We start from the raw sequence: 22616 nt of genomic DNA, 5'->3' as shown, positions 1-22616 counted from the left end.
ACCGAAATGACGACGGAGGCCGCATGAGCACGACTGAAGTAGGTTTCCGATCCGCGCGCGGCCCGATCCTGATCGCCCTGATGCTGACGACGGGGCTCGTGGCGATCGACGCGACGATCCTCGCCACAGCGGTGCCGACGATCGTCGGCGACCTCGGCGGATTCGCCCAGTTTCCGTGGCTGTTCTCGATCTACCTGCTCGCGCAGGCCGTCTCCGTGCCGGTCTACGCGAAACTCTCGGACACGCTCGGCCGGAAACCGATCGTGATGATCGGCATCGGACTGTTCCTTCTCGGGTCCGTGCTCTGCGGCCTGGCCTGGAGCATGCCTGCGCTGATCGCGTTCCGGGCGATCCAGGGCCTCGGCGCCGGCGCCGTGCAGCCGATGGCGATCACGATCGCCGGGGACATCTACACCGTCGTCGAACGGGCCAAGGTGCAGGGCTACCTCGCAAGCGTCTGGGCGATCTCCTCGGTGGTGGGACCGAGCCTCGGCGGGATCTTCTCGCAGTTCCTGTCCTGGCGCTGGATCTTCTTCGTGAACATCCCGCTGTGCCTCATCGCTGCCTGGATGCTGCAACGCACCTTCCACGAGACCGTGACGGCCCGCCGGCACCGCGTCGACTACCTCGGCGCCGTCCTCCTGACGACGGCACTCACTCTTCTGATCCTCGCGGTCCTCGAGGGTGGTCAGGCCTGGGCCTGGGATTCCGTGCCGAGCATCGCGGCCTTCGCGACCGGGGCCGTGCTCCTCGTCCTGTTCGGGTTGGCGGAGCGTCGTGCCGCAGAACCGGTGCTGCCGCTCTGGGCGTTCAGCAGGCGCCTGCTGCTCAGTACCGCGTTGATCTCGGTCGGCGTCGGCGCGATCCTGATCGGGCTGACCTCCTTCGTTCCGACCTACCTCGAAGGCGTGCTCGGCACGCCGCCGCTCGTCGCCGGACTCGCTCTCGCCGCCCTCACGGTCGGCTGGCCCATCTCCGCGGCGCTGTCCGGCCGGTTCTACCTCAGGATCGGCTTCCGGAACACGGCGCTGATCGGCGTGTCCATCGTCCTGTTCGGCGCCCTGCTCCTCGCGGGGACGGCCGGCACTCCGATGGTGGTGGTGACCGCGCTGAGCTGCTTCGTCGTGGGCCTCGGCCTCGGCCTCGTCGCGACACCCACGCTCATCGCGGCGCAGTCGAGCGTCGAATGGGACGAGCGCGGCGTCGTGACCGGCGCGAACCTGTTCTCCCGGTCCATCGGCAGTGCCGTCGGTGTCGCGATCTTCGGCGCAGTGGCGAACGGGATCATCGGCTCGTCGGCATCGGGCGTGCGGGATGCCGCGAGCGTTCAGGCGGCATCCGTCGCCGTCTTCGTCGCGGTCGCCATCACCGCCGCGCTGACCGTGGTCGCCGCGGTGTCGATGCCCCGGCGCGCCCGGGCCTGAGGCCGATCCGGTCAGGGGTCTCGTCGACGATTCCGATGAAGCGGGTGCCGACACCGTCGACCTCTGTACGGCTGAGACCGGCGGCAGGCTCCGGCAGTTCGTCTGCGCCATGGTCGTCACACGTGAGGTACGTGAAGGCCGGCCACCACTTCTTCGGGCGGGCCGCCTCCGAGAAACCGCAGACGTCGCAGCGGAGCTCGACCCAGACCGGTTTCTTGCCCGTGCGGTTGGCCCGCGACTGCACCAGCCAGTCCGGCGGGTTGTTCTCAATCTCGGCCAGTTCCGCTTCGGTCAGGCGCGAGGGAAGGTCGTGTCGCTGCGCCATCTCGAGCGGAATATCCAGTCGCAAGGCGGCCATTCGTCTCGTAATCATCGTGTTCAAGGATAATCGCCGCCGGCCGGGTCTGGTCCGCCGACATCACCCGGGACGGTACCCCGGACGACATCCCCGACACCACCGCGGTATCCGGCGTCAATTCGGTGCTGAGGAACGTGCCAGCAGGCCTTTCGTGCGCGTAGGCTGATCTCTGCACTACGCGACCTCCAGACCAGTAAGGGCCCCTCGTATGCCTCACTCCTCGACGGAGGCCGGCTCCACCGCGGTTCCCCGACCCGTCACCACCCGGCGGGACCGTCTTTCGCACTGGCTCCTTCAGGACAGTGAGCGCCCGCACCAGGGTCCGCACGCCCGCACAGCGGAGAAGACGCACAGCTGGTGGCGCGTCATGTGCCTCACCGGCGTCGACTACTTCTCCACGCTCGGCTACCAGCCGGCCATCGCCGCGCTCGCGGCCGGCCTGCTCTCCCCTTTGCGACGATCGTCACTTCGTCCTGCTGACCCTGCTCGGCGCGCTCCCCGTGTATCGCAGGGTCGCCCGCGAGAGCTTCAACGGCTCCGGGTCCATCCACATGCTCGAACACCTCCTGCCCTGGTGGGCGGGCAAGCTCTTCGTCCTGGCCCTGCTCGGCTTTGCGGCCACCGACTTCATGATCACGATCACCCTCTCCGCGGCGGATGCCACGGCACACGCCATCGAGAATCCCTTCGCCCCCGAATGGTTCCACGGCAACGAGATCGGCATCACCCTCGCCCTGATCTCGCTCCTCGCGATCGTGTTCCTCAAGGGTTTCAAGGAAGCGATCGGCATCGCCGTCGTGCTCGTCGGCGTCTACCTCGCGCTCAACCTCGTGGTCGTGTGCGTCTCCCTGGCGCAGATCGCGAGCCGGCCGGTGATGATCACCGACTGGTGGAGCGCGCTCAACGCCCAGCACGGTGATCCGCTGATCATGGTCGGGATCGCCCTCATCGTCTTCCCGAAGCTCGCCCTCGGCCTCTCCGGCTTCGAGACCGGCGTCGCCGTGATGCCGCAGATCACCGGCGACCCGACGGACACACCCGAGCGTCCCGCAGGGCGCATCCGCGGCGCCGGCCGCCTGCTGACGACGGCCGCCGTGATCATGAGCGGCTTCCTGATCCTGACGAGCTTCATGACGACGTTCCTGATCCCCCAGGCCGAATTCCAGCCGGGCGGGCAGGCCAATGGGCGCGCGCTCGCGTACCTCGCACACGAGTTCCTCGGCCCGGTGTTCGGAACCGTGTACGACGTCAGCACCATCTGTATCCTCTGGTTCGCCGGGGCGTCCGCCATGGCCGGACTGCTCAACCTCGTGCCCCGGTACCTGCCGCGCTACGGCATGGCACCGCAGTGGGCTCGCGCCGTGCGGCCGCTCGTTCTCGTCTTCACCGCGATCGCGTTCATCATCACGGTCGTCTTCCAGGCCAGCGTCGACGCCCAGGGCGGCGCATACGCGACAGGCGTTCTCGTGCTGATCACGTCGGCGTCCGCCGCTGTGACCCTGTCCGCCCGCAGGCAGGGCCAGCGCAAGCGGACGATCGGCTTCGGAGCCATTTCCTCGTCTTCGCGTACACGACCGTCCTCAACGTCATCGAACGCCCGGACGGCCTGCGCATCGCCGGGCTGTTCATCGCCGGGATCCTGCTCATCTCGCTGATCTCCCGGGTACGCCGGTCCTTCCAGCTTCGGGCGACATCCGTGGCCCTCGACGAGAGGGCCCTCGCTTTCGTGAAAGCGGATGCCGCCGACGGCGCAGTCCGGGTCATCGCGAACGAACCGGACGACGGCAGCGAACACGAGTACCGGCACAAGGACCGCGACGAGCGCCGGTACTCGCACATTCCCCGCGACTCGCAGACCATCTTCCTCGAGGTGCACGGCACCGACTCCTCCGAGTTCGAGGAGGACCTCCTCGTTCGCGGCGTCGTCAAGCACGGCTACCGGGTCCTCGAGGTCTACAGCGGCAACATCCCCAACACCCTGGCTTCCGTGCTCCTCGAAATTCGCGACGTGACCGGCATCGTCCCCACGATCTACTTCGAGTGGACAGAGGGCAGCCCGATCTCCAACATGGCCAGGTTCCTGTTCTTCGGAAACGGCGAGGTCGCCCCGGTGACCCGCGAGGTGCTCCGCGTCGCCGAGCGCGACGTCAAGCGCCGTCCGGCGGTGCACGTCAGCTGACCGCTGCCCAGGCCTCGCTCCGTACCGGGAGGGCAGGACACGGGTATGGTCTGCTGCATGAACGCGAGCGCAATGCCGCCGGAACGTCCACCGGTCCAGCCCCGAACGCCGGTGCCACCCCAGCCGGCCGTGCCCCCGCAGCCGGATCGGCGCCGCGGAGGGCGGGCAGGCCTCATCGTCGCCGTCGTTGTGCTCGGCGTCGTCATCCTGGCCGGGGCCGCACTGCTCATCCTTCTTCTGACCGGCGGCGCGGTCGGCACGCCCGTCCATCTCGCAGCGGATGCCGAGGCCGGGTCGAGCGTGGCTGTCCGGGTTCCGAACTCCGCCATCCGCTTCGAACCCAGCCCCGATTCGCAGGTGCACGTGCGGGCAGACGGCAGTTCGCTCGGCGCCACGCCGACGCTGGCGATCACAACGGCGAACGGCGTGACCGAGGTCACCGGCGGGTGCCCGAGCCAGTGGCTCGGCTTCTGCTCCCTGAACATGACGGTGGCCCTCCCTGCGGCACTCTCCCTCACCGCGGACGGGGTGAACGGGCAGATCGAGGCGTCGGCACTCACCGGCGCGCTGAGGCTGACGACCACGAACGGAGCCGTCGAGACGACGGGTACGCTCGGCCGGGTGGAGGTCCACACCACCAACGGCGCGATCAGGGTGCGCGATGCCGGTTCCCGCCGCGTGGTCGCCACGACCACGAACGGAGCCGTCGAGGTCGATTTCCGGGATGCCCCTGAGGCCGTCGAGGCCCGCAGCACCAACGGTTCGATCACGGTGCGCATGCCGGCAGCCGGACTCTCCTACCTCGTCGACGCGCGGACGACGAACGGGAACGTCGACACAGGCTCCGTCCCGAGCGATCCCTCCGCACGGCGCACGATCATCGCCCAGACCACCAACGGTGATGTGCGCGTCACGACCGGCTGACGCCCGTCGACGGGCGGCCGCGCACCGGGCGGGCCGTGCACCGGGCGGGCCATGCACCGGGCGGCCCATGAAACAATGGAGCCATGCCAGACAGCCTCCCTCCCCTCGGCCTCCTCCTCGACGTCGACGGGCCGATCGCCAGTCCGGTCACCCGAACGATCCGGCGCGACAGCATCATCGCCGACCTGATCACGCTCGCGGCCGCGAACGTGCCGATCGCCTTCATCACCGGCCGGTCGGCGCTCTTCATTCGCGAGCAGGTCATCACGCCCTCCTCGCGGCCGGCCTCCCGGAGACCATGCGCATGTACGGTGTCTGCGAGAAGGGCGCCGTCTGGTTCCCGATCACCGCAGCGGGAATGGGCGACGTTGTCGTCGACCCGAGCGTCGCACTGCCTGCGGCCGCCGTCGACGCGATCCGTTCGCTCGTGCACGACCGTTTCGCCGACACCATGTTCTTCGATGAGACCAAGCAGGCCATGGTCTCGGTCGAACAACGCACGGATGCCGCAGACTCCGACTACGCGGCGGCCGCTGCCGACTTCAACGAGGCCTCATTCGCGATCCTCACGGGCCTCGGGCTCGGGGTCCGCTTCGGTGACCGGGTCTCCCCGGACGCGTCGGGTGCTGTGCCGTTCCGGATCGATCCCACGATCATCTCGACGGACATCGAATCCGTCACCCTCGACAAAGACCACGGCGCCGAACGCGCCCTCGCCTTCTTCGCCGAGACCGGCCCGCTCCCCCGGGTGTGGCGCTCCGTCGGCGACTCACGCAGCGACTACCTGATGGCCGACCACCTGCACACCGCCGGGTACGAGGTCGCCCACGTGGATGTGCGCCCGTCCGACGGGGTCCTCGAGCGACCGTACCCCGTGATCATCGAGGGTGACCTGATCCACGACGCCGCCGGCGCGAACTTCCTGGCCTACTGGGTCGACACACTCGGCCTGCGTTAGACCCGGGCCGAGTGGCGCGGGCCGCTAGTCGGTGACGAAGCGGATGCCGTCCTGCAGGCGGCTGCGCAGGTCGAACACCTTCTCGAAGCTGCCCCGATCCATCCCCGGCAGCCCCTCGCGCAACAGGCCGACGAGCCGCGACCGCGGAATGATGACGACCGTGGGACGCCGGCCGCGGCCGGGTACCGCAAGCGGGTCGGACAGGGCGTCGTCGGGGAGCACGACGACGAGGGCGGTGAAGCGCACGCCAAGGGCGCGCGAGAGCGCCCGCGCGGCATCCTCGAATTCATGAACGGGACGGTCCTCCGGCCGGAGGGTCTCCGCGAGGAGCTCGCCGCGCCGGAGTTCGACGGAGGCGCCCCAGTCCTCGGAGAGGATTGCGAACAGCCCGGCGGGGCCGAGGACGACATGGTCGATCGGGTCGGGGTGGGAGCCCGCGAGCACGTCGTGCCAGGCCGTGTAGCCGATGCCGAGCAGGGACACGAGGTGTGCCGTCGATTCCTGGGCGAGGGCGCGGGCCAGGCAGTGCCGGATCTCGCGGGGCGCGGAGCGGACGAGCTGGGGCGCGTACGGATCGTCGATGACGGTCCCGCGGCCGACCCACTCGCGCAGGAGCTCGAGGTACCGTTGCCGGGCGTGGCCCCCCGGGTGTCCGTACATCCGCGCACGCGGACCTGTCGCCGCCGACGAAGCGCGCGCCGAGCCTGCGGACGAACCGGAACCGGACGAACCGGAGGCGGAGCCGGTGTGCACGGTCCCGTGCTCGTTGTCCGGGTACCGGCGCCTGTCGTAATCGGCCCGGCTCTCGGGATTGCCGATCCGTTCCCACGCCACCTGGACGGCCTGGAAGTCGGCGGCGCGACCCCCGACATCCGGGTGGGTGAGACGCAGCCTCTTGCGGTAGGCGCGTCGCAATTCCTCGCTGGTCGCCTCAGGGCTCACGCCCAGCACCTCATAGGGTGATGCCGCCGCCGGGCTCTCTGACATCCTCGCGGTCTCTTTCGTTCGATCGTGTGCGGCAAGCCGCCGTCCGGGGTCTGACCTGTGTCAGACGTTCTCTTCACCTTATCGACCGTTTCTGTCATCTCGCCCCACCCGAGCCGCTCACGGGATCCTGACGGATCTGTGGGACGATCGGCCCATGAAGACCTGGGAACGCCTGACGGTGCGTCGCTCGAGCACCCGCCTGATCGTGATGGCCGTGATCGGCCTTGCCGCCGGGGTGGTGGCGTCGATCGGGGGCGACTGGGTGCTCGCCCCGATCGTGGGCTGGGCAGCGGCCTGCGTGACGTTCATCGCCTGGGTCTGGATCGTGATCGGGCCGATGGACGCCGCGACGACCGCGACGCATGCGACCCGTGAGGACCCGTCCCGGGGCGTGTCCGACCTGCTCGTGCTCCTGATCAGCCTCGCGAGCCTCGGCGCGCTCGGCCTTCTGCTCGTCGAAACGCATTCCACGACGGGAGCAGCGCAGGTCGTGCTGGCCCTGTTGTCCGTGCTGAGCGTCGTGCTGTCCTGGACGCTTCTGCACACCTTGTTCACCCTCCGCTATGCCCGGCTCTACTACGAGGGGGCGGATGGCGGGATCGAATTCAACCAGACAGCGCCGCCGAGCTACGGGGACTTCGCCTATCTCGCATTCACCCTCGGCATGACGTTCCAGGTGTCGGACACCAACCTGAAGACACACATCATCCGGATGACGGCGCTGCGCCACGGCCTGCTGTCCTACCTCTTCGGATCCGTGATCCTTGCGACGATGATCAACCTCGTCGCCGGGCTGCTGCACTGAGCCCGGCTTCGGGTCAGGCGCTGGGCCGGACGTTCAGCCGGCGAACGCGCGCACGGGCAGGCCGGTGACCCCGGCATCCACCCGGAACAACGATCCGGCGAGTGCCTCTTCCCCGTCGTCGAGGCCTTCCCGTGACGTCGTGATGAAAAGCTCGTCCAGGTTCGGTCCGCCGAAGGTGCACGCGGTGACGCGGCTTGCGGCGACCTCGACGACCTCGTCCAGGCGGCCATCCTGCGTGTAGCGATGCACGGCGCTCCCGCCGTAGAGTGCCACCCAGACCCCGCCGTCGCTGTCGACGGTGAGACCGTCGGGAAAGCCGGACTCCGCCGGGATCTCGACAAAACTGCGCAGGCCCGTCAGGCCCGTCTCTGCACTGTAGTCGAACACCGCGACCCGGCCCGTCGCGGTGTCGTTGTAGTAGGCGAGGGAGCCGTCCGGGCTCCAGTCCAGCCCGTTGGAGATGGTGAGGCCGGTCAGGACGACCTCGACCGAGCCGTCCGGGTCGAGGCGGCGGAGGGAACCGGCGCCCGGGTACTGGTCGAACGCCATCGAACCGCAGTAGAACCGGCCGTCCGGGTCGCAGCCGCCCTCGTTGAGTCTCAGGAGCGGATCGCTCCAGAGCTCCCCGAGTTCGGTGATCGTCCCTTCGGCATCCTCGAGGGCGAAACCGCGCTGCAGGGCCAGGACGGCGCCGCCCGCGCGGCGCGGCCGCACGGTCACGACCATGCTGCCGACGTGCCTGCGATGCACGGTGTCACCGTCCAGCGAGAGGATGTCTCCCGCGAACATGTCGAGCCAGCGCAGGCCGCCCCAGGACGGGGACCATACGGGGCCCTCACCGTGGAAGGCGAGGGGATCGGTACGCTGTTCGGCCTGCACGGGGTTGCTCAGTCGCGCAGGATCTGGACGGGAATCGCCACGGCGAGGGCCACGCAGAGGATCCCGCCGAAGAAGATGGGCAACTGGCCCGCGGTGACCGTGAAGGCGAACCCGAAGAGCCACAGTCCGAAGACGAACACGGCCATCGCGACGATGAAGGCGACAATTTTCATAGGGGTCCTTTCGACACCGGCCCGGCCGTTCCGTGCCATGACGAGCGTAGCCGCTCAGGCGACCGGTTCGATGAGTTCGGGCCCGTCGCCGATGAGGGGCGCAACCTCGTGGAACCGCAAACCCTCCACGGATTCCGCGGAGGCGGCCACGGCCGCGTCCACGAACTCCTGGTCGCCGACCGTGTGCGGGTCGAGCCACTGGTCCCAGGTCTCCTCCGGGAGCACGACGGGCATCCGCTCGTGAAGGCCCCGGAGACGGCCACTCGACTCCTGGGTGAGGATCGTGGCGCTCAGCACCCATCGCGCCGGGTCGTCTTCCGTGAGGGCAGGGTTGCGCCACCACGCGTAGAGACCGGCGAGGGCCAGGGGCAGCCCATCGTCCGAGTGCACGAAGTACGGGGTCTTGACGGTGCCTTCGGTGTGCCATTCGTAGTAACCGGTGGCGGGCACGAGAGCACGCCGCGATGCGAGGGAGGGCTGGAAGGTGGGCTTCTCCCCCACCGTCTCCGACCGGGCGTTGAACGTCGGGAACTTCGACACGAGCGCCGACGCGAAGGAGGGAACGAGCGACCAGCGCGCAGACTCGATCCTGCGCACGACGGCGCCTGATTTCGCCGACTCGAGCACGATCGGAATCCGCTCGGTTGGCTTGATGTTCCACGACGGTTCCGGGAGGTCCTCGCCCTCATGCTCGACGTCGAACATCGCGGCGAGGTCCGGCGCCGTGTCCGTGATGATGAATCGACCACACATGGTCTCAGGCTAGCGCGGCCCACCGACAACCCTCTCCCCGGGCATCGGCCGTGCATCCGCCCGCCCCGGATCGTCTTGACTTAATCGAATGTCTGTTCGAATATGGTGGGGTGTCCAGTTTCCCCGTCCCCCGCAGCGGACCCGACCCGCGAGAACTCGCGGCCGGGTTGCAGGCGCGCATCCGCGGGATGGAATCCACTCGGGCGGGACTCGAAAGCCGCCAGGCGGCAACGGGATTCGCCGGCCTCCTGCCGGGCGGCGCGCTCAGGCCCGGGTCGGTCTACACCGTGGACGGCTCCGTCTCCCTCATTCTCGCGCTCCTCGCCGGGCCGTCCCAGGCCGGGTCCTGGTGCGGGATCATCGGGCTGCCCGACCTCGGCCCCGAAGCGGCGACGAGCCTCGGCATCGACCTCACGCGCCTCGTCCTGGTCCCTGCGCCGGGCGACCAGTGGCTCACCGTCACGGCGGCCCTCGCGGACGTTCTCCCCGTCGTCGCGGTGCGACCGACGCGGCGGGTCTCGGAGGCGGAGGCCTCCCGGCTCGCCGCCCGGCTCCGGCAACGCGGGTGCACACTCCTCGTCGCCGGCGATTGGCCGCAGGCCGAGGCGAGGCTCTCCGTGCGCTCAAGCACCTGGACCGGGCTCGGCGACGGTCACGGTCACCTCACGGGACGCGAGGTGACCGTCGCGGCGTCCGCGCGCTCCGGCGCACCCCGCACCGCACGGATGTCGCTCGCCGGCGGCCCGGCGGAGGCAGAGTCCGTCGACCCGCCCCGCCTCGGTATCCCCTTCGGCGCGCACCGGTACAGCGAGGCGGTCTGACAATGACAGCACTCACCGGTACGACAGTGGGGCACCCGCACGGACCCGAGCGCACCCTGGTGCTCTGGTGCCCCGACTGGCCCGTGACGGCGGCCAGGGTGCGCGCCGGGCTCCCGGAGGACGTGCCCCTCGCGCTCGTCGACCGCGGCATCGTATTTGCCTGCTCGCCGGCGGCCCGCACGACGGGCGTGCGGAGAGGACTCGCCGCACGCGAGGCCCAGTTCCGCTGCCCGGAGCTCGTCGTGCTCGGCTACGACCGCGTACTCGACGACCGGGCCTTCGAACCCGTCATCGAGCGGCTCGAGGACACGACACCCGGCGTGCAGGTCCTGCGTCCCGGACTCTGCGCCATCCGCTCCCGCGGGCCTGCCCGGTTCTACGGCAGCGAAGAGGCGGCCGCGGACGCCCTCGTCGCGTGCGTCGTGGGGCTCGGGATCCCCGGCGCCCGGGTCGGCATCGCGGACGGCGCCTTCGCCGCGGAACAGGTCGCCAGGGACCAGGCCCCCACCCCGGTCAGGGTGGTTCTCCCCGGGGGTCAGCGGCCTTTCTCGCCGTCCGCCCGGTCACGACCCTCGTCGACGCCGGGCTCATCGACAGGGACCTCGCGACCCTGCTGCGCCGCCTGGGCGTGCACACGCTGAGGGACTTCGCGGCGCTCCCCGCCGACCGGGTGCGGCACCGGTTCGGAGCGGCAGCGGCCCGCGCCCACCGGATCGCAGGGGCGGCGGACGATGGCCGAGTCGTTCCCCGGGTCCCTCCCCGCCACCGGGAGGTGGCCTTCGACTGGGAACCTCCCCTCGACCGGGTCGACCAGGTCACCTTCGCCATCCGGGCGGGACTCGACGCCTTCGTCGGCGACCTCGCCGCCTCGCGCCTGGTCTGCACCGAAGTCACGATCGAGGTGTGCACCGAGGCCGCGGCGGGGGCAGGAGCCGTGCACACGCGTTCGTGGCGGCATCCGCGTTGGTTCACCGGCGCGGACATCGCCGACCGGGTGCGGTGGCAACTGCAGGGGGCCGGCCCCGGTGCGAGCGAGCTCGAAGCCGCCATCACCCGGGTGCGGATCATCCCCGAACGCGTGGACTCGACAGCCGATCACGAGCAGGGTCTCTGGGACTCCGGGCCAGACGAGCGGATCCACCACGCGCTCACCCGGGTCCAGGGCCTGCTCGGGCACGACGGGGTGCTCACCGCAATCAGTGCGGGCGGCCGGCTGCTCAGGGACCGCCGGGTGCTCGTTCCCTGGGGCGACGCCGTCCCCGTCGTCCCCGCCCAGCCGGCCTCGGCACGCGAACGCACGGCCACGGCGCCCTGGCCTGGCAGCCTCCCCGGGCTCTCCCCCGCGACCGTTTTCCTGGAATCGCCGTCGGTCCTGCTCCACGCCACGGACGGCGCTGCCGTCGGCGTCGACGAGCGGGGCATCCTCTCCGGGACTCCTGCCGCCTTCTCTCAAACCGGGCGAACCGACGACCTGTCCCCTGTCACGGCCTGGGCCGGACCCTGGCCGCTCGTCGAACGCTGGTGGGATCTCGCCAGGGCGCACCACGGCCATCGCCTCCAGCTCGTGGACGGATCGGGCGCGGCCTGGCTGCTCCTGCTCGAGTCCGCCCGCTGGGTTGCGGAGGCCCGGTATGACTGACGACGGAACCACTGGGAACGGTATGGCTGAGAACGGTATGGCTGACAACGGTATGACTCAGAACGGAACCGACTGATGGGCTGGAGCAATCCCCCGATCCCGTGGTCCGAACTCGAGCGCGCCCTCTCCGACCGGCGCCGCCCCGGCGGTCCGCCCGCGGGAGCCGACGGCGGCGACAGCCCGGCGTGGTCGGGCAAGCGCAGGCCATACCGCCCGGCGGAGCCCGCCGTTCCGGCCGGCTCAACCACGCGGGCTGCCCTCGTGCCGTACGCCGAACTGCACGCGCACTCCAACTTCAGCTTCCTCGACGGCGCCAGTTCGCCGGAGGCCCTGCTCGAGGAGGCCTCGAGGCTCGGACTCTCCGCTCTCGCCCTGGCCGACCATGACGGGCTCTACGGCGCCGTGCGCCTCGCCGAGACGGCCGAGAGCTTTCCCAACCTGGCCACCATCTTCGGAGCAGAGCTGTCCCTCGGCCTCGGCGAGCCGCAGGCCGGCGTTCCCGACCCGGCCGGCACCCACCTGCTCGTTCTCGCCCGCGGCCAGGCCGGCTACCATCGCCTCGCCGCCGCCCTCACGAGCGCCCATCTCGCGGGAGGCGAGAAGGGCCGTCCGGTCTACGACATCGAGGATCTCGCAGCCCAGGCCGACGGCACCTGGGCCGTGCTGACCGGATGCCGCAAGGGCGCCGTGCGCCGGGCTCTCGTCACAGGGGGCCTGCTGCTGCGGCGAGGGAACTGGCCGGACTCGTGCGCCTCTTCGGCAGGGACAACGTCTTCGTGGAACTGTACGACCACGGCTACCCCGCGGACAGCGCCGGCAACGACGCCCTCGCGGGCCTCGCCGCTGAGGCGGGCCTGCCGGTGCTCGCCACGAACGCCGTGCATTACGCAACGCCGGCAGGTTCCCGGCTCGCCTCCGCGCTCGCCGCCGTGCGCGCCCGGCGCAGCCTCGACCAGATGGACGGCTGGCTCCCCGGCTCCGACGGAGCGCACCTGCGCAGCGGCGCCGAAATGGCCGCCCGGTTCGCGCGCTATCCCGACGCGGTCGCGAACACCGTTCCGCTCGCCGCCGAACTCGCCTTCTCGCTACGCCGGGCGCGCCCCCGCCTTCCCCGCCAGGATGTCCCTGCGGGGCACACACCGATGACCTGGTTGCGGTCCCTGGTCACGGACGGCGTCGCCGAGAAGTACCCGGGAGCTTCTCCGTCGGTGCTCGAACGCATCGAGAAGGAACTCGCGGTCATCGAGGCCAAGGACTTCCCCGGCTACTTCCTGATCGTGCACGACATCGTCCGGTTCGCGCGCAGCCGCGGCATCCTCTGTCAGGGCCGCGGCTCTGCGGCGAACTCGGCCGTCTGCTTCGTGCTCGGCATCACCGCGGTCGACTCCATCTTCTACCGGCTCCCCTTCGAACGCTTCCTGTCGAGCCTTCGCGACGAGGAGCCGGACATCGACGTCGACTTCGACTCCGACCGGCGCGAGGAGGTCATCCAGTACGTCTACGGCCGTTACGGCAGGCTCAACGCGGCCCAGGTCGCGAACGTCATCACCTACCGGCCGAAGGTCGCCGTGCGCGACATGTCCAAGGCGCTCGGCTTCAGCACGGGCCAGCAGGACGCCTGGTCCAAGCAGGTCGAGCGCTGGGGCGAATCCGTCTCGAGTCCGGAACACGACATCCCCCGCTCGTGACCGACCTCGCCGAGCAGCTGCTCGGCTCCCCCAGGCACCTCGGCATCCACTCCGGCGGCATGGTCCTGACCGACCGCCCCGTCGGCGAGGTCTGCCCGATCGAGCCGGCCAGGATGGACAACCGGACAGTGCTGCAGTGGGACAAGGACGACTGCGCCTGGATGGGCCTGGTGAAGTTCGACCTGCTCGGACTCGGCATGCTCGCGGCCATCCAGTACACCTTCGACCTCACCGCAGAACACCTCGGCGAGACCTGGACCCTCGCGACCATCCCCCGCGAGGAAGCCGGCGTCTACGACCAGCTCTGCCGGGCGGACTCCGTCGGAGTCTTCCAGGTCGAGAGCCGCGCCCAGATGGGCACCCTGCCCCGCCTCCAGCCGCGCCGCTTCTACGACCTCGTCGTCGAGATCGCCCTGATCCGGCCGGGGCCCATCCAGGGCGGCGCCGTGCATCCCTACATCCGGCGCAAGCTCGGCCAGGAACCGGTGACGTACCTGCACCCGAAACTCGAGCCCGTGCTCGAACGCACACTCGGCATCCCGCTCTTCCAGGAGCAACTCATGCAGATGGCCATGGCCGTCGGCGGGTGCTCCGGCGAGGACGCCGACCTGCTCCGTCGCGCGATGGGATCCAAGCGCGGCATCGAGAAGATCTCCACCCTCCGCGACCGGCTCTACGCCGGGATGGCGTCGAACGGCATCACCGGGGACGTGGCCGACACGATCTACGCCAAGATCGAGGCCTTCGCCAACTTCGGCTTCGCGGAGAGCCACTCGATCAGCTTCGCCCTGCTCGTGTACGCGAGCGCCTGGTTGCGCCTGCACTACCCCGGCGCCTTCCTGGCCGCCCTCCTCCGCGCCCAGCCGATGGGCTTCTACTCTCCGCAGTCGCTCGTCGCGGACGCCCGCCGCCACGGCGTCACCGTGCTCCGTCCGGACATCCTCCGATCGGGCGCCGACGCGGGCCTCGAAACCACCGACGGTCCCCCGACAGTTCGCCGTTCGGTGTGCCTGTGCCCAGAGCAGCCTCCGGTGCCGCCCTTCGACCGAGCTGTTCCGCCGGACTGGGCAGACCACCGCAGGGACGGCGACTTCGCGGTGCGCCTCGGCCTGGCCGAGGTCTCCGGCATCGGCGGCGACCTGGCGGGCCGCATCGTCGCAGAGCGCGGCCTCAACGGGCCGTACCTGTCGATGGCGGATGCCGCGGGGCGGGTCGGCCTGAACACGGAACAGCTCGAGGCGCTCGCCGCCGCCGGTGCTTTCTCCGGTCTCGGGCTCGAACCGCGGACCGCGCTGTGGACGGCCGGAGAGGCGGCGACCGAACGACCGAACCACCTCAGCGGAACCGCCGTCACCGTGCAGCCGCCTCTGCTCGACCTGCTCAGCCCCGTCGAACAGGTCGTCTATGATCTCTGGGCAACCGGCATCTCCCCGGACGACCATCCGATCAGCCACGCGCGCGCGGGCCTGGCCGCACGCGGTGCAGCCTTCCGATCGACCGGCTTCCCGCCGCCGAGTCCGGACGCCGGATCCAGGTCGGCGGCGTCGTCACCCACCGGCAGCGCCCGTCGACCGCCGGCGGGGTGACCTTCCTCAATATCGAGGATGAAACCGGGACTCTCAACGTCATCGCCGGAATCGGCGTCTGGAACCGCTACCGAAGAATCGCGAGGGAATCGCCCGCGCTCGTGGTGCGCGGCATCCTGGAGCGTTCCCCGGAGGGCGTCACGAATCTCCTCGCCGACAAATTCGAAACCCTCACCCTCGCGGCGCCGACGACCTCCCGGGATTTCCGCTGAGAGAGCCGTCCCTCTCCCGTGGGTCTTCGGCTAACGTCGAACGGGTGAATGACGATCGATACGGACAGGACGCCCTGAGGCCGGGCTGGCGCGAGGTGGGACGGAAGGTCATCCCGACCCACGACGCCGTCCGCGACCTCGTCGTCGAAGAAGTCGCCACGGGGTTCTGCGGCGCCATCGTGCGCCTCGAGAAGCAGATCGTGACCCTCGAGGACCGGCACGGCGCGCTCCGGCTCTTTCCCCTCGGCTCAGCGTTCCTGATCGACGGGGAGCCCGTCAGGCTCGTCGTGCCCGCCAGGGCGGCCCAGCAACGCGCCCGGACGGCATCCGGTTCCCTGGCCATGGCCGCGACCCGCGCGCGGGTCGCCCGCGGCAGCCGGATCTTCGTCGAGGGTCGGCACGACGCCGAACTCGTCGAGAAGGTCTGGGGCGCCGACCTCCGGATCGAGGGCGTCGTCGTCGAATACATCGAGGGAGTCGACAACCTCGAGGAACTCCTCACCGAATTCGGCCCGGGACCAGGCAGGAAGGTCGGCGTGCTCGTCGACCACCTCGTACCAGGGTCCAAGGAGAGCCGGATCGCCGAGAACGTCGCTCGCGGTCCGCACGGGCGGAGCGTCCTCGTGGTCGGGCACCCCTACGTCGACGTCTGGCAGGCCGTCAAACCCGAGCGACTCGGGATGAAGGACTGGCCGACGATCCCCCGCACGGTCGAGTGGAAACACGGGATCTGCGAGCACCTGGGCTGGCCGCACGAGGACCAGGCCGACATCGCCAGGGCCTGGCAACGCATCCTGGGCCGGGTCCGGTCGTATGCCGACCTCGAGGCCGCATTCCTCGGCAGGGTCGAACAGCTCATCGACTTCGCGACCGTCGATTGACAGGTGGGCTGAATACCGCCCCTGTTCGGGCGAAATATTCATAAAACGTAACGGTTATGACTCGAATTCGCCCCAAATCCGGTTCTTACCGAGCGAAGTGGTCTAGTCTTGTCCCAGTAGTTGTAGTGCTTGCACGTCTTAAAACGCACGGACTTCGGTCCATGCGGCGTATTCCTTTCGGAAGCGGACGACGAATACCGCGACGAACGGCCCCGACAGTCGGGGTCGGTCTAACACTCCTGGAGGAGTTTCAAAAATGGCAACAGGTACCGTGAAATGGTTCAACGCTGAAAAGGGCTTCGGATTCATTGCTCCCGACGACGGAAGCGCCGACGTGTTCGCGCACTACTCCGCGATCGCTTCCAATGGCTACAAGTCCCTCGACGAGAACCAGAAGGTCGAGTTCGAGGTAACCCAGGGCCCCAAGGGTCCCCAGGCCGAGAACATCCGCGCCCTCTGATTCTGCTCAGTGCTGAATCAGCACACTGCTTGAACTGCGTCTGACCGAGGTCATTCGCCCAGAGAGCTCCAGTAATGCCCCAGCTTCGGCGGGGGCATTACTTCGTTAAGCCGAAGCTTTTCTCGCCGCCGCCCTAGTCTGCGCGGCCGTCTCCGACGAAACGCTCGACCCGCCGGTCCGGCACCAGCCAGATGAGTGCGGCGATCGCGAAAACGCCCATGGACACGAGCGGCTGCACCAGGGCGAGCAGAATCCCAGCCAGGTAGATGAAGGGCGAGCCCTTGCCCTTCCAGTCCCGTCCGAGGGCCGTGGCGAGGGCTCCGTCGGCGCCCTGGTAACGGATCAGGGTCCGCTGCAGGATGTAGAACGCCACGGCGGCCAGGAGCAGCGTGAACCCGTAGACCATGACCGGGACCTCGGCGAAGCCGGACTCGTCGCTCCACCTCGTAGCGAAGGGGAACAGGGAGAGCCAGAACAAGAGGTGCAGGTTCGCCCAGAGGATGCCGCCGTTCACGCCGGAGGCGAGGCGCAGCAAGTGGTGGTGGTTGTTCCAGTAGATCCCGATGTAGAGGAAACTCAGCAGGTAACTGAACAGCGTGGGCAGGATGGTCACGAGCCCCTGCCAGGTCGGTTCCTCCGGGACCCGGATCTCGAGCACCATGATCGTGATGATGATGGCGAGCACGCCATCGCTGAACGCTTCGAGCCTGTTCTTGGTCATGTGCCTCCGGTCCCTGTCGTCCGTTCAGGTGCGCTGAGGGCATCATCCCAGATTCCGTTCGCCCTGTCAGGAGCCGGATTTCGCACAACCTGTCCGGCCGTCGGTGGCAGACTCAGGGTATGAGTGAGCGCACCCTGATCCTGCTGCGGCACGCCAAGTCCGACTGGTCCGGCGAGGTCTCCGACCTCGAGCGCCCGCTCGCCGAACGGGGACTGCGCCAGGCGCCGCTCGCCGGAGCGTGGCTCGCCCGCAATATCGGGCACATCGATCTCGCGGTCGTCTCCCCGCGCACCGCGCTCGCAGCACCTGGGAAATCGCCGAGGGTGAACTGACGGAATCGCCGCCGACCGTGGTCGACAGCCGCGGCTATGCGGCATCCGCCGACGAACTGCTCGACGTCGTCAGGGAGCTTCCCGACGAGGACCACACGGTCGTTCTCGTCGTGCACAATCCCGGGATCACCGGCCTCGCCGAACTCCTCACCGGAACGTGGATACCGATGCCGACCAGCACCCTCGCCGTGCTGGGCTTGGCCGGACCGTGGTCTGACGCCGGCAGGCGACCGGCCGAGATCCTGGCGACCGGGCGCCCGCCGGAAGACTTTCCGCACCGTCACCGCGCTCAGTGAGGGGACGGTCGTCGACTAGTTGACGAGGTCCTGCCAGCCGTCACCGTCGACGTACTCGAAGATGAGGTTGGTCTCGGTGTGCGCGACAGCAGGATGCTCGGCGAGATGTTCGAGCACGAAGTCACGCAGCGCGGACGCGTTCGCCGCCGCGACGTGCAGGAGGTAGTCGTCGGCCCCCGCGGTGTGGAAGAGACCGATGACGCCGGGCCAGTGCGGAGCGGCATTACGGAAGTCGTCGATCTGCACCCGGGCGTGTTTGACGAGCCGCACGGAAATGAGCGCCTGCAGGGAGGCTCCGAGGGCTGCGAGGTCGATGTTCGCCCGGTACCCGCGGATGTGGCCCAGCTGCTGCAGCCGGCGCAACCGGAGCGACACGGTTGACTCGGCGACACCGATCTCGGCAGCCAGTGCGGCGCCGGAGGCTCGCGCGTTGACCGAGAGGGCCTTCAGCAATGCCCGGTCGACCCTGTCGATTTCGGCTTTCTTCGGTTCCATCAGTCACACTCTTTCGTCCCTAAGAGCTTATGCGACGAATCATTCCTTGACGCAAGGGTCTGCGCCTGGACCGGGTAACGATCGAGGATCGATCGCGCGAGGCGGTGGCTTCAGCTGCGGCCGAGGCGGCGACGCAGCAAGTCGATCCGGTTCTGCAGCTGGGTCACGCTCGCCTGGGCAACTGCGGGTCCCCCGCAGACCCGCCGTAGTTCGGCGTGTACGATCCCGTGCGGCTCATTCGCGAGTTTCGACCACATGCCCACGAGACTCGCGAGCAAGGTCCGCTGTTCCTTGAGGGTGCGGTAAAGCGGCGGCGGTTCCTCGGGGGCGATCTCGCCCGTGACCGGGTTCTTTCGCCGGTCGGTCGACCGTTTGGCCTGGCGGGACTGCCGTTGCCGGAGCAGCTCAGAAACCTGTTCCGGCTCGAGGAGTCCGGGGATGCCGATGAAGTCGAATTCCTCGTCCGTTCCCGGTTCGGCGAGTTGGCCGAACTCGTCGCCGTCGAACATGACCATGTCGAAGGTCGCCTGGGAGTCGATCGCCTGCCAGGTGAACTCGTCCTCGCCGAGTCCGTCCGACCCCTTCTCGTCCCGGTTCGCCGCGGCGACCATCGCGTCTTCGGGGTTGTACATCCCGTCGTCGCCGTCGTCCCTGTTGCTCCGGTCGAGCGCGTGGTCGCGTTCGAGTTCGAGGGCGTTGGCGAGGCTCAGCAGGCTCGGCACGTTGGGCAGGAAGATCGAGGCCGTCTCGCCGCGCCGTCTGGCGCGCACGAAGCGGCCGATGGCCTGCGCGAAGAACAGGGGTGTCGATGCGCTCGTCGCGTAGACGCCGACGGCGAGCCGGGGAACGTCGACACCCTCTGACACCATCCGGACGGCGACCATCCAACGCCGGGTGTTCTTCGAGAACTCGTCGATCCGGTCGCTCGACTCCTTCTCGTCAGAAAGCACGACGGTCACCGGTTCCCCGGAGATCTCCTCGAGGATGGTGGCATACGCGCGTGCGGCTGACTGGTCCGTTGCGATGACGAGGCCGCCGGCGTCCGGGATGCCGTGCCGGACCTGGGTGAGGCGCGAGTCAGCGGCGCGCAGCACGGCGGGGATCCACTGCCCGGTCGGCTCGAGCGCCGTACGCCAGGCCTGGCTCGTGATGTCCTTGGTGTTGCCCTCGCCGAGTTTGGCTTCCATCTCGTCGCCGGCACGCGTGCGCCACTTCATGTGCCCGGCGTAGACCATGAACATGACCGGGCGCACGACGCCGTCGGCAAGGGCGCGACCGTAGCCGTAGTTGTAGTCACTCTGCGAGAGACGGATGCCGTGCTCGTCCGGCAGGTAGCTGACGAAGGGGATGGGCGAGGTGTCTGACCGGAACGGGGTCCCGGTCAGGGAGAGGCGGCGGGTCGCCGGTTCGAAGGCCTCCCGGATCGCATCGCCCCAGCTGAGGGCGTCGCCCTCGTGGTGCACCTCGTCGAGGATGACGAGGGTGCGGCTGGACTGGGTGAGCTCGCGGTGCAGGGCGGCCCGGCTGGCGACCTGAGCGTACGTGACGGCGACACCGTGGAAGTGGTTGCCGTAACGCCCGTCCGCGTTCTTGAACGAGGGGTCGAGGCGGATGCCCGCGCGAGCGGCGGCATCCGCCCACTGGCGCTTGAGGTGTTCGGTCGGGGCTACGACGGTGATGCGGTCGATCAGGTGCCGCGCACGAAGCTCGGAGGCGAGCCGCAGTGCGAACGTGGTCTTGCCTGCTCCCGGTGTCGCGGCGGCGAGGAAGTCACGGGGCTGGTGCACGAAATAGGCGGCCAAGGCCTCTTCCTGCCAGGCGCGCAGCTTGGTCGCGGTACCCCAGGCGGCCCGGCCGGGGAACGACGGGGACAGGTGTTCGGCTGCACTCGTTCCCTGGTTCGGTTCGAACGCTGCTGAGGTAGTCACTTCAATAGAACCTAGCAAGGTGCGCAGACAGTTTCGTGCAAACGAGGAGAATGGACTGATGACAACGCCATTGCATCCCTGGTCGCGGTACGTAGCCGTCGGCGATTCCTTCACGGAGGGTGTCGGGGATCCCGAGCCCGCGTGCCCGGGAGGATTCCGCGGCTGGTCAGACCGCGTCGCCGAGGTACTCAGCCAGGGCTCGACGGACTTCGCGTATGCGAATCTCGCCGTGCGCGGCAAACTGATCCGGCAGGTCATGGACGAGCAGCTGGAGCAGGCCCTCGACGTGCATCCGGACCTGATCACCTTCTCGGCAGGCGGCAACGACGTGATCCGACCGGGGTCAGACCCCGACGAGATCGCCGCCCGGTGCGATGAGGCCGTGCGCCTGCTCAGCCGCGACGGAGCCACGATCGTGCTGTTCACGGGCGCCGATGTCGGGTTCGCCCCGGTCTTCCGCGGGATCCGCGGCAAGATCGCGATCTACAACGAGAACATCCGTGCCGTCGCTGCGCGCTACGACTGCGTCGTCGCCGACCTGTGGGCCCTCACCGAGATCCAGGACGCACGGATGTGGGCGCCCGACCGGCTGCACCTGAACGCCCTCGGACATCACACCGTCGCCCGGATGGTGCTTGACGTGCTCAACGTGCCCAACAGTCTCGAACCCTCCGAGCCCGAGCCGTTGCCCGCGCAGACCTGGCGCCAGGCGCGCAGCGAGGACATGGTCTGGGCGCGGGAGTATCTCGTGCCGTGGGTGCTGCGCCGCATCAGGCACCAGTCGTCCGGGGACCACGTGCTGCCCAAACGCCCGGAGGCCGGGCCGTTCCGCCAGGCCGTCAAGTAGCCCAGCTCTTCACACAGCGCAGAGGCGTCAGCGGGACGCGAGCAGTTCGCCAGGGTGCGTGAAGCGCCAGCCGGGTCCGGGATCGCTGAGTGTGCCGTCCAGCACCAGGGGCACACTGAACTTCTGGGTGCCGACCACGAAGTCGAGAGACCCGACGGCGTCTCCGTCCGAGCCGACCCCGACCGAACGGGCCGTTGCGACGCCCGTGACGGCCGTGTCAGACCAGACGAGGGCGGATGCCTTCTCGGCGGCCACGACCGAACCGTTCTGCCCCCAGACGCTCGCGTACGCTCCATAGGACGCACCGGCTTCGGTCAGGGTGACCTCACGGAAGCCGGGTTTGACGCTCTCGATGAGCCGCCCGATGTCGGCGTCGAGGGTGTCGTGGGTGGTCCCGCCGAGCAGGACCCCGACGAGGGTCACGGTCGTGTCTCCGACGGTGAAGTCCGCGGAGAAGAGCAGGCACGCGCCGGCTTCGTCCGTCGTCCCGGTCTTGATGCCGTCGACACCGTGCTCGCCGAGCATCTCGTTGGTGTTGGTCACCGTCCCGATCGTCGGCAGCGTGGCCGTCTTCTCCGAGACGATCGAGGCGAGCGCCGGGTTCTTCAGCACGAGTTTGCCGATCTCGACGAGGTCGGCCGGCGTGCTGGCGCTCAGCGGCGAAATCCCGCTCGTGTCCGCGATCGTGGTCCCGGTCAGGCCATGGTCGGTGAGCCAGGCCCTGGCGACCTTCAGATACGCGTCGACAGAACCGAACGCCCAGTTCGCGAGGGTGATGCTGTAGTTGTTCGCGGAGGGCAGCAGCATGCCCTCGAGGGCCTGGCGCTGGCTCAGCACCATCCCGGACACGACGGGGGCGACCGAGCCGTCCTGGGCGAGCACGTCGTAGTAGATCTGCACATCGGCGTCGGTGAACTTCACGTCGGGACCGGCCTCGGTGGCCGCGAGCGGCTTCGCCTCGAGCAGCACGAGGGAGGTGACCATCTTGGTGATGCTCGCGATCGGCACGGCGGCCTGGCTGCCGTTGGAGCCGAGCACCCCGTCGTAGCCCACGGCGCCGATCGCGCCCTCCCCGATTCCCGGCCATTTCATTGCCGTCGCCGGCTGGGTGAGCGCGGCAGGCTGCGTGAGCGTCGCCGCCGACGCTGGAAGTGCTGCGGCACTCGTTGTCGCGAAGTAGCCCCCGAGGAGGATCACGACGAGCAGGCCCCCGAGGACCGCGAATCGGCGACGCAGGATGGTGGAACGACTCGCGGAAGGCATCCGCTCA

21 protein-coding genes and 2 pseudogenes are annotated in these 22616 nt (G+C 69.0%); 14 read left to right on the top strand and 9 right to left on the bottom strand.

What is annotated here, in order from left to right; all coding sequences use genetic code 11:
- The first annotated feature begins 23 nt into the window (after window positions 1-23).
- Window positions 24-1424: an MFS transporter gene (locus RGU41_RS06565; RefSeq protein WP_134446582.1), complete on the top strand. Its 1401-nt coding sequence runs from the start codon at window positions 24-26 to the stop codon at window positions 1422-1424.
- On the opposite strand, the gene RGU41_RS06560 is transcribed toward RGU41_RS06565, so the two are convergent.
- Complete coding sequence (locus RGU41_RS06560; protein ID WP_322135819.1) at window positions 1366-1797, bottom strand: hypothetical protein; 432 nt, start codon at window positions 1795-1797, stop codon at window positions 1366-1368. The two genes, RGU41_RS06565 and RGU41_RS06560, sit on opposite strands and share 59 nt — an antisense overlap.
- A gap of 193 nt (window positions 1798-1990) precedes the next feature.
- Between RGU41_RS06560 and RGU41_RS06555 the strand changes: the two are divergent.
- The 3 genes and pseudogenes from RGU41_RS06555 to RGU41_RS06545 all read left to right on the top strand — a co-directional run bounded on the left by RGU41_RS06555 (window position 1991) and on the right by RGU41_RS06545 (window position 5843).
- Window positions 1991-3961: pseudogene (locus RGU41_RS06555) on the top strand (amino acid transporter).
- A gap of 57 nt (window positions 3962-4018) precedes the next feature.
- Window positions 4019-4885, top strand: coding sequence for a DUF4097 family beta strand repeat-containing protein (locus RGU41_RS06550; RefSeq protein ID WP_166787272.1), 867 nt, complete (start codon window positions 4019-4021; stop codon window positions 4883-4885).
- A 304-nt stretch (window positions 4886-5189) separates the two neighbouring features.
- The gene (locus RGU41_RS06545) at window positions 5190-5843 is read left to right on the top strand and encodes a hypothetical protein (RefSeq protein ID WP_322135818.1); all 654 of its coding nucleotides are present in this window, start codon (window positions 5190-5192) and stop codon (window positions 5841-5843) included.
- A gap of 24 nt (window positions 5844-5867) precedes the next feature.
- Here RGU41_RS06545 and RGU41_RS06540 read toward each other — a convergent pair whose 3' ends face one another.
- Complete coding sequence (locus RGU41_RS06540; RefSeq protein WP_134446586.1) at window positions 5868-6830, bottom strand: J domain-containing protein; 963 nt, start codon at window positions 6828-6830, stop codon at window positions 5868-5870.
- Between the two features lie 154 nt (window positions 6831-6984).
- On the opposite strand from RGU41_RS06540, the gene RGU41_RS06535 reads away from it, so the two are divergent.
- Entirely contained in the window at window positions 6985-7635 is a 651-nt protein-coding gene (locus RGU41_RS06535; protein WP_134446587.1) for a DUF1345 domain-containing protein, read from the top strand.
- A 33-nt stretch (window positions 7636-7668) separates the two neighbouring features.
- On the opposite strand, the gene RGU41_RS06530 is transcribed toward RGU41_RS06535, so the two are convergent.
- The 3 genes from RGU41_RS06530 to RGU41_RS06520 are packed head-to-tail and all read right to left on the bottom strand — an operon-like array spanning window position 7669 to window position 9440.
- A complete protein-coding gene (locus RGU41_RS06530; RefSeq protein WP_134446588.1) occupies window positions 7669-8514 on the bottom strand; it encodes an SMP-30/gluconolactonase/LRE family protein in 846 nt (281 codons plus the stop codon).
- Between the two features lie 8 nt (window positions 8515-8522).
- A complete protein-coding gene (locus RGU41_RS06525; RefSeq protein ID WP_166787273.1) occupies window positions 8523-8687 on the bottom strand; it encodes a hypothetical protein in 165 nt (54 codons plus the stop codon).
- Between the two features lie 54 nt (window positions 8688-8741).
- Window positions 8742-9440 (bottom strand): SOS response-associated peptidase, encoded by a 699-nt coding sequence (locus tag RGU41_RS06520; RefSeq protein ID WP_134446589.1) that lies wholly within the window; start codon window positions 9438-9440, stop codon window positions 8742-8744.
- Window positions 9441-9550: 110 nt separating this feature from the next.
- On the opposite strand from RGU41_RS06520, the gene RGU41_RS06515 reads away from it, so the two are divergent.
- The 6 genes and pseudogenes from RGU41_RS06515 (at window position 9551) to RGU41_RS06490 (ending at window position 16727) form a co-directional block, all read left to right on the top strand.
- Entirely contained in the window at window positions 9551-10261 is a 711-nt protein-coding gene (locus tag RGU41_RS06515; protein ID WP_322135817.1) for a hypothetical protein, read from the top strand.
- Between the two features lie 2 nt (window positions 10262-10263).
- Entirely contained in the window at window positions 10264-10902 is a 639-nt protein-coding gene (locus RGU41_RS06510; protein ID WP_322135816.1) for a hypothetical protein, read from the top strand.
- On the top strand, window positions 10890-11900 hold the full coding sequence (locus RGU41_RS06505) for a hypothetical protein (protein ID WP_322135815.1): 1011 nt from the start codon (window positions 10890-10892) through the stop codon (window positions 11898-11900). The genes RGU41_RS06510 and RGU41_RS06505 overlap by 13 nt, the downstream gene beginning before the upstream one ends.
- A 75-nt stretch (window positions 11901-11975) precedes the next feature.
- Window positions 11976-15386 (top strand): annotated as a pseudogene (locus tag RGU41_RS06500) (error-prone DNA polymerase).
- Between the two features lie 44 nt (window positions 15387-15430).
- Window positions 15431-16267, top strand: a complete 837-nt coding sequence (locus RGU41_RS06495) for a DUF3097 domain-containing protein (protein WP_322135814.1) — start codon at window positions 15431-15433, stop codon at window positions 16265-16267.
- A gap of 256 nt (window positions 16268-16523) precedes the next feature.
- Entirely contained in the window at window positions 16524-16727 is a 204-nt protein-coding gene (locus RGU41_RS06490) for a cold-shock protein (protein ID WP_035840308.1), read from the top strand.
- Window positions 16728-16860: 133 nt separating this feature from the next.
- Here RGU41_RS06490 and RGU41_RS06485 read toward each other — a convergent pair whose 3' ends face one another.
- The gene (locus RGU41_RS06485) at window positions 16861-17448 is read right to left on the bottom strand and encodes a TMEM175 family protein (RefSeq protein WP_134446593.1); all 588 of its coding nucleotides are present in this window, start codon (window positions 17446-17448) and stop codon (window positions 16861-16863) included.
- 119 nt (window positions 17449-17567) lie between these two features.
- Here RGU41_RS06485 and RGU41_RS06480 point away from each other — a divergent pair, with 119 nt between their 5' ends.
- A complete protein-coding gene (locus tag RGU41_RS06480; protein WP_322135813.1) occupies window positions 17568-17780 on the top strand; it encodes a SixA phosphatase family protein in 213 nt (70 codons plus the stop codon).
- Window positions 17781-17797: 17 nt separating this feature from the next.
- Entirely contained in the window at window positions 17798-18076 is a 279-nt protein-coding gene (locus RGU41_RS06475) for a hypothetical protein (RefSeq protein ID WP_322135812.1), read from the top strand.
- A gap of 15 nt (window positions 18077-18091) precedes the next feature.
- Here the strand turns inward: RGU41_RS06475 and RGU41_RS06470 are convergent, their stop codons facing one another.
- Together RGU41_RS06470 and RGU41_RS06465 are read right to left on the bottom strand one after the other, a co-directional pair.
- Window positions 18092-18571, bottom strand: coding sequence for an Lrp/AsnC family transcriptional regulator (locus RGU41_RS06470; protein ID WP_134446595.1), 480 nt, complete (start codon window positions 18569-18571; stop codon window positions 18092-18094).
- Between the two features lie 110 nt (window positions 18572-18681).
- Window positions 18682-20499: a DEAD/DEAH box helicase gene (locus RGU41_RS06465; protein WP_322135811.1), complete on the bottom strand. Its 1818-nt coding sequence runs from the start codon at window positions 20497-20499 to the stop codon at window positions 18682-18684.
- A 58-nt stretch (window positions 20500-20557) separates the two neighbouring features.
- Between RGU41_RS06465 and RGU41_RS06460 the strand changes: the two genes are divergently transcribed.
- Window positions 20558-21346 carry an SGNH/GDSL hydrolase family protein gene (locus RGU41_RS06460; RefSeq protein ID WP_134446597.1) on the top strand — a complete coding sequence of 263 codons (789 nt, stop codon included), beginning with the start codon at window positions 20558-20560 and terminating at the stop codon, window positions 21344-21346.
- A 27-nt stretch (window positions 21347-21373) separates the two neighbouring features.
- Here RGU41_RS06460 and RGU41_RS06455 read toward each other — a convergent pair whose 3' ends face one another.
- Window positions 21374-22609, bottom strand: a complete 1236-nt coding sequence (locus tag RGU41_RS06455) for a D-alanyl-D-alanine carboxypeptidase (RefSeq protein ID WP_322135810.1) — start codon at window positions 22607-22609, stop codon at window positions 21374-21376.
- Between the last annotated feature and the right edge of the window lie 7 nt (window positions 22610-22616).

Source organism: Cryobacterium sp. 10C3 (assembly GCF_034314285.1).
Classification (GTDB): Bacteria; Actinomycetota; Actinomycetes; order Actinomycetales; family Microbacteriaceae; genus Cryobacterium; species Cryobacterium glucosi.
The sequence above is the reverse complement of the archived record's forward strand: the minus strand, read 5'-3'. Positions and strand labels throughout refer to the sequence as shown.